This window comes from Rhodococcus sp. EPR-147 (assembly GCF_001647185.1).
GTDB lineage: Bacteria > Actinomycetota > Actinomycetes > Mycobacteriales > Mycobacteriaceae > Rhodococcoides.
Genome location: NZ_LVCU01000550.1, coordinates 1 through 13395, shown reverse-complemented (window position 1 = coordinate 13395; position 13395 = coordinate 1). Strand labels below are relative to the sequence as shown.

13 protein-coding genes and 1 pseudogene are annotated in these 13395 nt (G+C 65.3%); 9 read left to right on the top strand and 5 right to left on the bottom strand.

From position 1 onward, the window contains the following. The 3 genes and pseudogenes from A2J02_RS24665 to A2J02_RS24655 form a co-directional block, all read right to left on the bottom strand. The coding region (locus A2J02_RS24665) for a carbohydrate kinase family protein (protein WP_068054984.1) at positions 1-716 on the bottom strand (716 nt) is incomplete at its 3' end. Positions 717-724: 8 nt separating this feature from the next. Continuing rightward, positions 725-1204: an SRPBCC family protein gene (locus A2J02_RS24660; RefSeq protein WP_082899045.1), complete on the bottom strand. Its 480-nt coding sequence runs from the start codon at positions 1202-1204 to the stop codon at positions 725-727. Next, positions 1186-2613, bottom strand: a pseudogene (locus A2J02_RS24655) (flavin monoamine oxidase family protein). Before A2J02_RS24655 ends, A2J02_RS24660 begins: the two are co-directional and overlap by 19 nt. 137 nt (positions 2614-2750) lie before the next feature. On the opposite strand from A2J02_RS24655, the gene A2J02_RS24650 reads away from it, so the two are divergent. Then, complete coding sequence (locus A2J02_RS24650; protein ID WP_082899046.1) at positions 2751-3362, top strand: TetR/AcrR family transcriptional regulator; 612 nt, start codon at positions 2751-2753, stop codon at positions 3360-3362. Between the two features lie 17 nt (positions 3363-3379). On the opposite strand, the gene A2J02_RS24645 is transcribed toward A2J02_RS24650, so the two are convergent. Then, positions 3380-3952, bottom strand: a complete 573-nt coding sequence (locus tag A2J02_RS24645; RefSeq protein WP_068054981.1) for a TetR/AcrR family transcriptional regulator — start codon at positions 3950-3952, stop codon at positions 3380-3382. A gap of 103 nt (positions 3953-4055) precedes the next feature. On the opposite strand from A2J02_RS24645, the gene A2J02_RS24640 reads away from it, so the two are divergent. From A2J02_RS24640 to A2J02_RS24625, 4 genes are read left to right on the top strand one after another with little or no spacing between them, the layout of a single operon-like run. Next, positions 4056-4970: a metal-dependent hydrolase gene (locus A2J02_RS24640; protein ID WP_068054971.1), complete on the top strand. Its 915-nt coding sequence runs from the start codon at positions 4056-4058 to the stop codon at positions 4968-4970. Continuing rightward, on the top strand, positions 4967-6076 hold the full coding sequence (locus tag A2J02_RS24635) for a PDR/VanB family oxidoreductase (RefSeq protein WP_231911505.1): 1110 nt from the start codon (positions 4967-4969) through the stop codon (positions 6074-6076). Before A2J02_RS24640 ends, A2J02_RS24635 begins: the two co-directional genes overlap by 4 nt. A gap of 17 nt (positions 6077-6093) precedes the next feature. Continuing rightward, positions 6094-7623, top strand: coding sequence for a flavin-containing monooxygenase (locus A2J02_RS24630; protein WP_068054968.1), 1530 nt, complete (start codon positions 6094-6096; stop codon positions 7621-7623). Further along, positions 7620-8453 (top strand): SDR family NAD(P)-dependent oxidoreductase, encoded by an 834-nt coding sequence (locus A2J02_RS24625; protein WP_068054966.1) that lies wholly within the window; start codon positions 7620-7622, stop codon positions 8451-8453. Before A2J02_RS24630 ends, A2J02_RS24625 begins: the two co-directional genes overlap by 4 nt. 19 nt (positions 8454-8472) lie before the next feature. On the opposite strand, the gene A2J02_RS24620 is transcribed toward A2J02_RS24625, so the two are convergent. Beyond that, positions 8473-9126: a TetR/AcrR family transcriptional regulator gene (locus A2J02_RS24620; protein WP_068054958.1), complete on the bottom strand. Its 654-nt coding sequence runs from the start codon at positions 9124-9126 to the stop codon at positions 8473-8475. A gap of 126 nt (positions 9127-9252) precedes the next feature. On the opposite strand from A2J02_RS24620, the gene A2J02_RS24615 reads away from it, so the two are divergent. The 4 genes from A2J02_RS24615 to A2J02_RS24600 form a co-directional block, all read left to right on the top strand. Next, a complete protein-coding gene (locus tag A2J02_RS24615) occupies positions 9253-10386 on the top strand; it encodes a VOC family protein (protein WP_068054955.1) in 1134 nt (377 codons plus the stop codon). Next, the gene (locus A2J02_RS24610) at positions 10383-11318 is read left to right on the top strand and encodes a fumarylacetoacetate hydrolase family protein (protein WP_068054952.1); all 936 of its coding nucleotides are present in this window, start codon (positions 10383-10385) and stop codon (positions 11316-11318) included. The genes A2J02_RS24615 and A2J02_RS24610 overlap by 4 nt, the downstream gene beginning before the upstream one ends. Next, complete coding sequence (gene mhpA / locus A2J02_RS24605) at positions 11315-12916, top strand: bifunctional 3-(3-hydroxy-phenyl)propionate/3-hydroxycinnamic acid hydroxylase MhpA (RefSeq protein WP_068054947.1); 1602 nt, start codon at positions 11315-11317, stop codon at positions 12914-12916. The genes A2J02_RS24610 and mhpA overlap by 4 nt, the downstream gene beginning before the upstream one ends. After that, on the top strand, positions 12913-13395 hold a 483-nt coding region (locus A2J02_RS24600), incomplete at its 3' end, for an SDR family NAD(P)-dependent oxidoreductase (RefSeq protein ID WP_156516372.1). The genes mhpA and A2J02_RS24600, both read left to right, overlap by 4 nt.

Sequence of the window (13395 nt, the reverse complement as noted above, 5' to 3'; positions counted from 1 at the left end):
TACGCGGGGACCTCGACGGCCGAGTTGTTCGTGACGACGAGAGTGGGCGAGGCCCCCGCGGTGGCCACCACGCAGGACGCTCCGAGCTCGAGCAGTCGACGACACCCGTCTTCGACAGTGGCGCTGCCGGTCCAGCCGAGGACCTGCTCGTCGTTGGGCAGCAGGTAGTCGACGTGGGGCAGCGCGGCGGCGAACGCACCGAGTCCTTCCGGAACCGACGGTGCCAGGCTGTCGACGGTGACGACGACGCCGTCCTCGTGGGCGCGCCGCGCGATGTCGCGCGCGGTGTCCGGTCCGAAGAATTCGGGTCCGCCCAGATGCAGGAAGTCGACGTTGTGGAACATGTTCCACGGAACATGCCGGGCCAGATAGCCGTTGGCTCCGATGACGTGCAGAGCCGGCCGTGATCCGTCCGGCCTGATCGGCAACACCGACGCCGAGGTCTGCACTCCCTCCATCAGATGGACGAGCGAGACGTCGATGCCCTCGTCGGCGAGGAGCTGCAGTAGAAACGTGCCTGCCGAATCAGCGCCGACGACTCCCGCGGTGTGCACCGCGGCACCCAGCCGGGACAGCACCAGTGCCGTTCCCGCGGCGGTCCCCGCGGCGGACATCGCGATCTCTTCCGCCAGGACCGCCGTCTGACCGTGCGGAATCTCGGTCACCGGCCGTACCAGGGTGTCGAGTATGTGCACCCCGAGGGTGAGGACTTCCACCGGTTCCCTCATCGGATCGTCGCGGTTCGCACGGAGAGGATCAGCGCCTCCAGATTGCACATCGAGATGTCGAATCGTGCGGACATCCCGGCGGTGGCTATGGGTCGCACAATCCGTCCCAGCCAGCGCGGGGAGACGTCGAACCAGAATTCGAAGGTCATCGCGGTCGAGGTTCCGCCGCTGAGCGGTGCGAAGCGAAAGACGTTGGCCACGTTGGTGAGCGGCGCGAATCCCTGACCCGAGTCGACTCGCAGTCGGTTCGGTTCCAGATGCCGGACGGTCCACGTGGCGTTGGTGGTGAAGCGGCCGAGTGCCGCCACTTTCTCGGTGTAGACGCCACCTGTGCGTGCGGTGCCGTGATGAGCGGTGACGGCACGGACGTCGGACACCCATTCCGCATAGCGGCTGGTGTCACCGGTCAGTGCCCAGACCTCCTCGGGGCTCACCGAGAGTGTGCGATGAGCCGAGACTACGAAGCGTTGTTCCACGAGAGTTCTCCTTCGGTCGAAAGTATTTCTGCTGCGGCCTTTTCACCCGATCGCACGGCACCGTCCATGTATCCGTTCCAGTAGTCGGAGTGCTCGGCACCGGCCCATCGCACCCGGCCGAACGGAACATCGCGCCACCGTCCGAGCCCGGTCAACACTCCGGGGGTCAACACCGCGGTCGGCCCACCGCGGGTCCACTGTTCGTCGGTCCAGTCCAGTTCGATCCACTCCGTCGGTTCCAGTGCGCGCGGACCCACCACCGAGGCAAAGGCACGCAGCACCTCACCGCGGCGCTCGGATTCGTTGCCCTCGGACCAGTTTCGGCCGCCTCGATGGCGCGCGCCCCAGGTGCCGACGAATCCCATCAGCACTCCGTGGCTTCCGTCGGGAGGCGAGTTGTCGAACATCGAGGACACCGGCACGTCGCTGTCGCGAAAGAGTGCCTGGCCGGACAGCCCGCTCGTGCGCCAGAACGGTTCGGGATACACGGCCTCGCACTTGGCCAGTCCGCCGAAGTTCATCCGCTGGAACAGTGCTTCCTGCGCCGCGGGAAGCGAAGGGCTCCAGTCGATTCGGGTGGCCAGAACAGGCGGAATCGCGACGACGACCGATCGGGCCACCCACGACTCGGTATCGCTGTGCACCACCACGCGATCCGGATGCTGCTCCACGCGGCGCACGGGAGTATCGAGGCGGACCGAATCACCGAGTCGCGACGCCATTTCGATGCAGATCGCCTGTGAGCCACCGAGAAATCGCCACTGCTGCGCTCCACCGGCGACACTCATCAAGCGGTCGACGGTGCCGGGGGTGTACTCGTTGCCTGCCCCGGCCACGTACGCCAGGCCGAAGAGCGCCGACACATCGGCGGATGTGCCGCCGAACACCGAACCGAGCAGGATGTCGAGCAGTTCCACACCGCCGTCGGTGGCCGAGTGTTTTCGGGCCCAGCTGGCGAAAGTCTGCGTGTCCCACTCGGAGGCACGCGGTGCCGACCACGGTCTACCCACGGGGATCTGCCCGGCAGCCCGATCGATTCGCGCCACCAGCATCCCCACGTCGGGTAGCGCCGCCAGATCCGGCGGCACTCCGCCGTCGAAGCGTCGGGCGCGTCCGTTCTTGACGTAGACGCTCGATCCGATGTCGTATGCGGGAAACGTCCCGACGCCCACGGACGCGGCCAGGCGGAGAATGTGGTCCTGCGTCGGACCGACGAACTGTCCGCCGGTCTAGACCCCCGAGTTCTCACCGAGTGCGTGGTTGACCGTCCGTCCGCCCACCCGGTCTCTGGCCTCGAGAACCTGGACGGTCAACCCTGCGGCCGTCAGTTCCCTGGCGGCGGTCAGACCCGCGAGTCCTGCGCCGACGACCACCACGTCCACACGCGAGGCTTCCGAGATCTCGTTCATCGGTGCTCCTTTCCGGGCTGATCGATGTAGCGGCGACACTAACTCAATATTGGCCACTAGGCCAGGATTGACGGAAAGTGCCTGCTGAAGAGCACTGCGATGGAGCTCAGCGACAACACCCCGGCTACGTTGTAGCAATGACCGAAGAGCGCCGGAAGACTCGATACGCGCGCGGCCAGGAGCGCCGCGACGCCCTGGTCGACGCTGCCATCCGCGTGATCGGAACACGCGGACTCGAACGCGTCTCGTTTCGGTCCGTCGCCGACGCGGCCGGCTTCCCGCCGTCGACGACCAGCTATTTCTTCGGCTCGGTCGGCGAACTCGTCGATGCTGCGATCACTCGAATCGCCGAGAACGTGACGACCAAGGTCAACGCTCTACTCGACGTCGCGCAATCCGGTGGACTCACTCGCGACGATCTCGCCGACGCGATCATGGACCTCGTCTCACTGCTGTCCTCTCCGGAGGACGACGACTCCCTCGTGCAGTTCGAGGCGTACCTCGCCGTGCGTAGGCGACCGGAGCTCGCGGTGTCGGTGCACCGAATCATGCGGATGATCGAGGAGGCGGCCGAGGCCGCGCTGGGAGCATTCGGTATCGCGGAACCGCATCTACCGGCTCGGCACTTCCTGGCCCTGATCGACGGCTACACCCTGCACGAGATCGCCAGGCCGACACCGGGCGGCAATCGGACCGAGCTGAAGGACGCTCTGCTCCGCGTGCTCGACTCGTACGTACCGCGGGCCTGAATTCGAAAAGGAACGCGTCAGGTGGTTCCGACGAGAAGCGGCACGATGTTGCGGTGCGCGAACGCGAGCAGATCGTCGTACGTATCGAGCGGGGCGGTGGCCGACGGGGTCAGCAAGATCGAATGCACAACGCGCACAACGATTTCCGGAGCATCGGGCACGGCGAAGGTGTCGGATTCCAGTTCACCCCTGGCAATGTGCGCGGCAGCGTTGATCGCGGACACGAGCAATGCCGATGCGTTCGTGGTCAATTGCTCGAGCACCAACGAACTCTCGGAATCGAACATCTTGATCAACACCGGATTGGTGCGCACCGAGTCGATCGTGGTCGCGAACCCGTGGGCGGCCCGATCCGCGCGTGACGTCTGTTCCGCAGCCGCAGCCGCCACCGCTACCAACAATCGCGACGACTCCCGCGCCATGACGGCTCGCACCAGGTCGTCCTTGGACCCGATCCGGCGATAGACGGTAACCCGGTTGATCCTGGCGCGCTTGGCGACGTCGCCGATGGTGGTCCGAGGAATTCCCACCTCACCGAACAGTTCCAGGGCGGCATCGAGGATCGGCCCGTCGTCACCATCTGGCTGCATCGTTCGATCCTATCGGCCGTCCAACTCCTACTGAATGCAACATTGCAACACATACTGTTGCTATGTAGCATCAGGTGACCATCCTGCAGAAACGGAGTTCGGAATGTCTCGGAACAAGGCGGTCGACGCGAACGAGCAGTACACGGACGAGTCCTATGCGATCGTCGCGCGCGCAGTGACATTCGACTGGTCCGGCGTTCCACTCCAGTACATCCCCCACGAGTGGTACGCCACCCACTTCTGGAATGTGATGCACCTGGTCCTGCCCGAGGGAGAACGAGCGATGGCGGACGTGTTCGCCCAGGCGCTGCCGTTCATCGACGACCGCAGGCTGCACGAGGAGGTCGTGGGATTCGTCGGCCAGGAAGCAACGCACGCGTCCTCCCACGAGAGCTTCCGCAACTATCTCGTTGCGCACGGAGTGGACATCGAACCGATTCTGCAGCGCATTCGTTTCGCCGTGGGTGTGGTGTACGGGGACCACGGCCTCACCGGCCGCGCAGGCAAAGCATGGCTGAACGAGCGCCTCGGAATCTACGCAGCGGCAGAGCACTTCACGGCTGTGGTGGGCGAATGGCTGCTCGACAACACCGAATTCGACCGCATCGGCGTCGACCCCACGATGCTCGACCTGCTGCGCTGGCACGGCGCGGAAGAGCTCGAGCACCGCAACGTCGCATTCGACGCGTTCCAGTACGTCGACGGTGGCGGATTCCGCCGTGCCCGAACGGCAGTCGTCGCCAGTGCCGGATTGGCCGTGCTGTGGTTCAGCACCGCCGCGTACCTGTACCAGAACTCCGTTGCCACGCCGCGCACCGGCAGACGCCGATTGCGGACGCCCTGGCCGATCGCCTTCGCACGCGCGTCACGTAAGCACCTGATCCCCGGCCTGTCGTTCCTGTTCGTACAGCTCGCCCTCTACATTCGCCCGGGCTTCCATCCCTCGAACATGGGCGACATCGACAAGGCCGTGCAGTATCTGGCGATCTCCCCGGCAGCACTGGCGGCCCAGCAGTGACGACCACAGCGCCTCCGGTACACAGCCATCTGGGCGAGGTCGACGTGACGGCACCCGGCATCGGACTGCGGGCCGTCGGTGCCGCGTCCCGCCTCTACGCCAAGCTTGTCACCGATTTTTCGATCGTCACGGCCCTGTCCCCGGCGCGGCCCCGGCGAAGCGTCGGATACGAATTCGAGACCGTCGTCGACGAGACGATCGACGAGGCCGAGGACGTTCGCTCACTGTTGCTGTCCCGCAAAGACGCTGCACCGCTTCCGAACTGGTTGCCCGGCGCCCACATCGACGTCACCACCCCGTCCGGTTCCGTGCGGCAGTACTCGCTCGCCGGCCGCCCCGGCGCAGGTGATCGCTACCGCATCAGCGTCCGCAAGATCCCCGGCGGCACGGCGTCCCCCGAGATTCACACCCTCACCCGCGGCGATGTCCTCCGAGTTCGCGGACCCCGCAACGCCTTTCCGATGGCCGAGGCCGAGCACTACCTCTTCGTGGCCGCCGGAATCGGCATCACACCCATCCGGGCGATGATCGAACGTGCTGCCGCGGACGGAGCGCGGTGGACGCTGTACTACCACGGTCGGTCTCGGGCGAGTCTGCCGTTCGTTGCCGTGCTGCAGCAGTTGGCCCTGACCTCACGTGGTCATGTGATCGTCAAGACCGACGATGTCGATGGACTTCCGATTCCGGCGGACATCGTCGATCTCGGGATGGGCACCTCCGCGATGTACGTCTGCGGGCCTGCGGCACTGGCGAGCAGGCTTCGTGCCGAGGCCCTCTCGAGTACGGCCGTCCGTGGATTCCACACCGAATTGTTCGCGCCCGCAACGGTGGTCGACGGCACGCCGTTCGTGTTGCAGCTCGCCCGCTCCGGGGAGATCGTCGAGGTCGGTGCCCAGGAGACCGCACTCGATGCCCTCCGTCGATCGAGGCCGGACCAGCCCTATTCCTGCCGACAGGGCTTCTGCGGAGCGTGCGTGGTCGGTCTCGTCGGCGGACGCGTCGATCACCGCGACCGCGTTCTCGATGCCTCCGAACGCGAGTACTCGCTCACCCTGTGCGTCTCGCGCGGTGCCGTCGACGGCGAAGTTCTCGTCCTCGATCTGTAGAAGGAGCTCGAACTCTGATGACTGCAACACAATCCGGCACGGCGATGCCACACATCGACGTCGCGATCATCGGCGCGGGATTCGGCGGCCTCGGTGCCGCAATCCGACTCGAGCAGGAAGGACGCGGCGACTTTCTGATCTTCGAGCGCGACACCGCGGTCGGGGGAACGTGGCACGTGAACACCTATCCCGGTGCGCAGTGCGACATCCCGTCCGCGCTGTACTCGTTCTCGTTCGCGCCCAACCCGGACTGGACGCGGTTGTACCCGCTGCAGCCCGAGATCGAGGCATACCTCAACGATTGCACCGACAGGTTCGGGATCAGGGATCGCATCCGCTTCGGCCACGAGGTACTGGACGCAACCTGGAACGACGAGCAGGCCCGGTGGGTGGTGCGGACGAATGCAGGAACGTGGTCGGCGCGCATCCTCATCGGAGCCCTCGGACCGTTCAGCGAACCGGCCACGCCCAGAATCGAAGGCCTGGAATCGTTCTCGGGCAGAGTGTTCCACTCGGCGAAGTGGGACCACGAGCACTCCGCCGAGGGTCGACGCATCGCCGTCATCGGCACCGGAGCATCTGCGGTGCAGTTCGTTCCGCGCCTGGCCCCCGAGGCCGCGCACCTGACTCTGTTCCAGCGGACGCCGACATGGATTCTTCCGCACCCCGACCGCCCGATCTCCGAATCCGGCAGGTCCGTGCTTCGGAAGTACCCCCGGGCCCAGCGGGCCATGCGCCGGGTGTTCGATCTGTTCCAGGAAGCGTTGGTACCCGGACTCATCGGCCATCGCTCGTTGCTGGCACCGCTCACGGCCATGGGGCGTGCCCACCTGCGTCGTCAGGTCAAAGATCCTGTTCTTCGCGAGAAGCTGACGCCCGATTACGAATTCGGCTGCAAGCGACCCACCTTCTCGAACAAGTTCTATCCCGCACTGTGCCGAGAGAACGTCACCGTCGAGACCACCGGCATCGCTCGGATCGTGCCCGAGGGCATCGTCACCACCGACGGAACCGTGCACGAGGTGGATGCGATTGTTCTCGGGACGGGATTCGCCGTGTCCGGCCACACCGGCTTTCGGCGCATCGTCGGCCGCGACGGAAAGTCGTTGGCGGACAAATGGCCCGACGGCGAGATGTCGTCGTACCGGGGTACCACGGTGCACGGCTTCCCGAACTTCTTCATGCTGCTCGGCCCCAACTCGGTGGTGTACACCTCGCAGGTGGTCACCATCGAGGCTCAGGTGAACTACATCCTCGCGGCGTTGCGCGCCATGGACTCCAACGCGATCACGGCGCTCGAAGTGAGCATGCGCGCGCAGTCGACGTTCGTCGAACACACCGACCGCACGCTCGCGGGATCGGTATGGAACTCCGGCGGGTGCAGCAGCTACTACCTGAGCCCGTCGGGTCGAAATGTGACGTACTGGCCCGGTTCGGTGCGCAACTTCACCCAGCGTATGTCGACGATCGATCTCGGCCACTACCACTGGCGCAGGGTGGATTCCCCGGCCGATACCGAGCTCGTGACGACGAAGGACCTCGCATGAAGAACCGAATCGACCTGGCCGGGAAAGTGGCGTTGGTGACCGGTGGAGCGCGTGGAATCGGAGCCGCGTCGGTCGCGGAATTGGTATCCGCGGGAGCCTTGGTGGCTGTGGTCGATCGAGACTTTCCGCCGGACGCTGCGCGATCCGAACGGATCCTGCTGCTCACCGGCGACGTCACCGATTCCGATGCGATGGCGGACTGCGTGGCCGCGACGGTGAGCGAATTCGGCGGTCTCGACATCGTGATCGCCAACGCCGGCATCACACCCCCGCCCGCCACCATCAGGACCGTCGACCGCGCGGTTTTCGACTCGGTGATGGCCGTGAACTTCGGTGGTGTGCTCAACATCGTGCGCGCTGCGGCCGACGAGATCGTCGCGAGCGGTGGCCACATTCTGCTCGTATCGTCCTGTGCCGCTTTCACTCCCGGCATGGGCGGGTCTGCTTACATGGTAAGCAAAGCGGCGGTCGAACAGCTTGGCCGCGCGCTGCGAATCGAACTCGCGGCCGTGGGCGCAACAGCGGGTCTGGCGTACTTCGGTGTGGTGGATACCGATCTGGCCCGCAACACCCTCGACAGCGATCCGATTGGCCGGCGGATCGGCGGATTTCTGCCGTGGCCGCTGAATCGGCGACTGCCCTCGCAGCGCGCCGCGGAGTTGCTCGTGCACTCGGTCCGCACGCGTCGGGCCCGCATCATCGCGCCGACCACGTGGACGCCGTACTTCTGGTTCCGCGGGGTTCTCAACCCGATTCTGGAACGCAGACTTGCGAAGGACCGCGCGATCGCCGAGATCATCCGGGACCTGGAGAAGGCGCACGCGCACTGAGTCTTGCCGGCGGGTCCGGCTACCGGCCCTCCCCGATCACGGCGGGTACGTCGCTCATTGGTGGTAGAGATCGTGCGCACAGGTCCCGGGCATCGGAGTCGGGTACACCGAGGGCGAGCAGAACGCCGTAGGCCATGCGGTCGACCGCCTCGATGTCGTCTCGATCGGGTTGCTCGAGCAACAACTGCCCGAGGCCGATCAGCGCGCCCGCCACCAGCGCGAGAGACAGCTGGAGGTCCGGTACCCGAAAGTAGCCTGCGGCGTCTCCGGCCTGGATGTCTCTGGCCGCCCGCGGACCGAGACCGTGTTGCGAGGTGATCAATTCGGGGCCGGAGTGGATGAGTACGCGGCTCAGTTCCGGCTGCAACCGGAACAGACGACCTGCGATCCGGAAGGACCGGGTGAAGGCTTCCGCCGGGTCGGCCGAGCTGTCGGTCAACGAATCGAGATAGTTGCCCAGCAGTTCCAGGGCACCGTCGACCGCGGCCTGGAACAGCTGCTCACGGCTGACGAAGTGGTTGTAGAAGGACCCCATCCCGACGTCGGCGGCCTGGGTGATCTCCGCGATCGGAGCGTTCAGTTCGCCGCGGGCGATGAATCCTTGCGCCGCTGCGATCAGCGCGCCGCGCGTGCGCGCTTTGCGCCGCTCGAGCCGATTCGGGGTCTCTGTCATGTTCCCTACTTCTGTCTGCCGCTGGTCGACGCCCTGACTCTTCCTCACCGCTGACGAATTTGTCAATACTATTGACTGACAGTGCTGTCATAGGTGACGATATTGTCACCAACGAGGGAGGGCTTCATGGGACACGACGTCGACGGCCACAAGGACATGCACGTGGACCAGGGCGCACTCCCCGGCGAGCACCCCGGTCGCGCGAAAGATCCGATCATCAAGGTTCGAGACATCGCCTGGCTGGAGTTTCGCAAGCCGGATCTGACCAAGGCCGAGGCGTTCGCTGTCGCCTTCGGTTTCACCGTCTCGCTTCGCACTCCGGAGGAGATCCATCTGCGCGGCACGCAGGTCGGCGCACCGTGTGTGATCATCCGCCGCGGCAAGCGAACACGCTTCGTGGGCGCAGCCTTCGCCGCCGCCGACGACGGCGACCTCATGAGATTGGCCGAGGCAACCGGGCAGCGGGTCCAACGGCTCCCCGAGACACTCGGCGGTGTCGCGGTCACGCTCACCGATCCGGGCGGGCAGCCCGTCCAGGTGGTGTCCGGATACACCGAGCATCCCGAACTTCCCGGTCAGGAAGCGCACACCTACAACTTCGGTGATCCGCGCTTTCGACTCAACGCGACGCAGCGGCCACCGCGTCAGCCCGCCCGAGTCCAGCGCCTGGGACATGTGGTGCTCCAGCGCACCGGCTACCTCCAGAATCTGGACTGGTATCTGCATCACCTCGGCCTGATCGTCAGCGACTTCCTCTACTACGACGGCCAGCGTGATCGCGGTCCGGTGATGAGTTTCATCCGTTGCGATCGCGGTAACACTCCGTCCGATCATCACACTCTCGCAATGACTCTCGGCCCGTCCAACCGGTATGTGCACTCCGCCTACCAGGTGTCCGATCTCGATGCCATCGCCGCGGGCGGCGAGTACCTGACCCAACGCGGGTACCGACATTCGTGGGGCATCGGCAGACACATCCAGGGCAGCCAGATCTTCGACTACTGGCGTGATCCCGACGGTTTCCTGGTGGAGCATTTCAGCGACGGCGACATGTTCGACAACTCCCTCGAACCCGGTTGGGCCCCGATGACGGCGTCCGGTTTGGCCCAGTGGGGGCCGCCTGCGTCGAAGGACTTCCTCGGAATCGCTCCCAGCAGAGCGTCATTGCACGAACTGAAATCGATCCTCTCCTCACTGCGCAACGACAACGAGTTCGACACCGATCGCCTTCGCGGCCTGATGAAAGTGGCATCCTCATGAGCATCGCTGTACTCCGCACCGCCGACGCGTGGTGGGTCGAAACCCCCGCAGGCGCGTCACGCATCGACACCTCCGCGGTCAGCACCGCCGAGCTCCTCGCCGATCGGCCTGCCATTGAATCCGCCCGCAGTTCGACCGATGTCGTTGCCGTGGAGACATTGTCGTTGATCTCGCCGGTGACGGCGCCTTGCCGCGTCATGGCCAACATGACCAACTTCGTCTCCCACGTCCAAGACTCGGGAATGAACCCCGACACCGTGCCGCTGACGTTCTTTCGCAAGACGTCCGGCTCCATCAGCGGACCCACCGACGACGTGATCAAGCCGCCGCACGTGAAGCTGCTCGACTACGAGATCGAGATCGGACTGGTGTTCGGCAAGACGCTCACCGTCGGAACCAAGATCGACGCCTCCAACGTGGCCGAGTACATCGCCGGGCTCGTGCTCACCAACGACGTCTCGGCCCGCGACGTCCAGTTGCCGAAAACTCAGTTCTACGAAGGTAAGTCGTATCCCACCTTCACTCCGGTCGGGCCGCGCTTGGTTCTTCTGGAGGCCGGCGAGTTCGACCGGTTCGGCGACCTCGCACTGACCCTGCGGGTCAACGGCTCCGTGCGACAGGACAGTACGGTCGCCGACATGATCTACCGCCCGGTCGAGTCGCTGAAGGCGCTGAGCAAGTTCCAGCGGATCGACCCGGGCGACCTGCTGCTCACCGGAACTCCCGGCGGAACCGCACTGAAGGCCCCCGCCAAGCCGATCGAAATGATCGGATCGCTGGTTCCGCCGTCGGTCAAGTGGAAGGTCTTCTTCAAGAAGCAGGCCAAGAATCCCGCGTTCCTGAAAGACGGCGACGTCCTCGAACTGACCTGCTCGACTCCCGACGGAGCCCTCGATCTGGGAGTCCAGCGCACCCGGGTCTCCTACCGATGACCGGTACCGAGTCCGACGGCACGCACTTTCCAGTGGTGATCGTCGGAGCCGGTCCGACGGGCATGACCGCTGCGTTGTTGCTGGGCCGGTACGGCGTGCCGTGCCTCGTGCTGGACAGATGGGAGGACGTCTACCCGCAGCCGCGGGCAGTCCATCTCGACGACGAGGTGTACCGCATCCTCGGCGATCTGGGCCTGTCCGAGGACTTCGCGGCCATCTCGCGTCCCGGTCGCGGACTGAGGCTGTGCACCAAAGACATTCGAACCCTGGCCGAGTTCGAGCGCGATCCGGATGATCGACCGCACGGCTACCCGCAGGCCAATATGTTCGATCAACCCGAACTCGAGCGTCTGATGCGTTCCCACATCGCGCGTTACGACTCCGTGCAGATGCGTGGCGGATGCGAGATCACCGATGTGCAGAACCTGAAGGATTCGGTTCGGGTCCGGTACGACTCGACCGAGGACGGGACGCCACATTGGGTGACCGCCGACTACGTCCTCGGCTGCGACGGTGCCAACAGTGTGGTGCGCAGGTCCATCGGCTCGAAAATGGAGGATCTCGGTTTCGAGCAGCGATGGTTGGTCGTGGACATCGAGACCGACGTCGATCTCGAACAGTGGGACGGCGTGCACCAGGTGTGCGATTCCGAGCGATCGGCGACGTACATGCGCATCGGCCCCACCCGCTACCGCTGGGAGTTCCGGATGCTCGACGGCGAGACCCTCGACGAGTTCACCGATCTCTCGGCCATCCACCCTTTCATCGCACCGTGGTTCGTTTCCGGCGAGATCCCGGACATGAAGCTGATTCGCAGCGCGGAGTACACCTTTCGGGCACAGGTGGTCGACCGATGGCGTGATCGCCGGGTCTTCCTGCTCGGCGATTCGGCGCATCTGACGCCGCCCTTCATCGGGCAGGGGATGGGCGCAGGGCTGCGGGATGCGCGCAATCTGGTGTGGAAGCTCGTCGGCGTGCTCGACGGGCATCTGAAGGAGACCTCGCTCGACAGCTACGAGACAGAACGAAAGACGCACGCCAAGCAGATGATCGAGTTGGCAGTCGCGATCGGATGGGCCATGACCGGCGGCAGCCGGCTCACCGGCATCATGCGCGCGAACATCGCACCCGCTCTCGGCTATCTGCCGTTCATCGGCGAGAAGGTCACCGCCAGCACCACCCCGTCACTCGCTCGATCGCCGTACGTGCTGCGTTCACCCGTTCCGGTTCGCACACTGGCCGGAAAGCTCTGCCCCAACAGCCCGTTGGACGGCGGAGCTCGTCTGGACGACCTCGCACCGGGCCGGTTCCTGTTCGTCTCGTCGACACCCCTGGCCGTCGGGCACCGTCGAGAGATCGAACGCCGCGGAGCCGTCGTCGTCGAGGTTGCGGCGTCGTCGGAGCTGGGGGTCTGGCTGCGCCGCGGCCACGCTGTCGCCGCCATCGTGCGGCCGGACCGCACGGTCATGGCGTCGGGCACCTCGGTGCCGTCCCTGCACACCAAAGTGCCGACCACAGCTTTTCGCAGGACAGAATGCCCGGCACCTGTCGCGACGAAGCCGGCACCTACCCGCACCGTGAACAAGAGGCGTAGATGAACACTGCAATAGTCACCGGAGCGACGTCCGGAATCGGCGAGGCCGTCGCCGAGGTTCTGATCTCTCGCGGCTACCACGTCATCGGAACGAGCCGCGACAGCTCATCGGTGGCCGACCCGATACCCGGCGTCGACTACCGCGACCTGGATCTGACCGACCCGGCATCGATCCGGCGGTTCGTGGACGGCATCGCCGACACCCCGGTGAATGTGCTGATCAACAACGCAGGCGAAAGCCAGTGCGGTCCAATCGAAGAGCTGCCCATCGAGGCGATCACCCGGCTGTTCCAGCTCAACGTCTTCGGAGCGATCGAGTTGACCCAGGCCGTGCTGCCGGGCATGCGAGATCGTGGCAGCGGAAAGATCGTCAACATCGGGTCGATGCTCGCGAGCTTTCCGCTGGCCTACCGCTCGTCGTACGCCGCCACGAAGGCCGCGATCAAGGGGTTCTCCACGGCCGCGCGCTACGAGCTCAAGCCC

Excerpts from the sequence above, each read along its gene's own strand:
- A2J02_RS24625 (WP_068054966.1), top strand. The coding sequence starts at position 7,620 with ATGAAGAACCGAATCGACCTGGCCGGGAAAGTGGCGTTGGTGACCGGT.
- A2J02_RS24645 (WP_068054981.1), bottom strand. The coding sequence starts at position 3,952 with ATGCAGCCAGATGGTGACGACGGGCCGATCCTCGATGCCGCCCTGGAA.
- A2J02_RS24650 (WP_082899046.1), top strand. The coding sequence starts at position 2,751 with ATGACCGAAGAGCGCCGGAAGACTCGATACGCGCGCGGCCAGGAGCGC.
- A2J02_RS24620 (WP_068054958.1), bottom strand. The coding sequence starts at position 9,126 with ATGACAGAGACCCCGAATCGGCTCGAGCGGCGCAAAGCGCGCACGCGC.
- mhpA (WP_068054947.1), top strand. The coding sequence starts at position 11,315 with ATGACCGGTACCGAGTCCGACGGCACGCACTTTCCAGTGGTGATCGTC.
- A2J02_RS24615 (WP_068054955.1), top strand. The coding sequence starts at position 9,253 with ATGGGACACGACGTCGACGGCCACAAGGACATGCACGTGGACCAGGGC.
- A2J02_RS24630 (WP_068054968.1), top strand. The coding sequence starts at position 6,094 with ATGACTGCAACACAATCCGGCACGGCGATGCCACACATCGACGTCGCG.
- A2J02_RS24640 (WP_068054971.1), top strand. The coding sequence starts at position 4,056 with ATGTCTCGGAACAAGGCGGTCGACGCGAACGAGCAGTACACGGACGAG.
- A2J02_RS24610 (WP_068054952.1), top strand. The coding sequence starts at position 10,383 with ATGAGCATCGCTGTACTCCGCACCGCCGACGCGTGGTGGGTCGAAACC.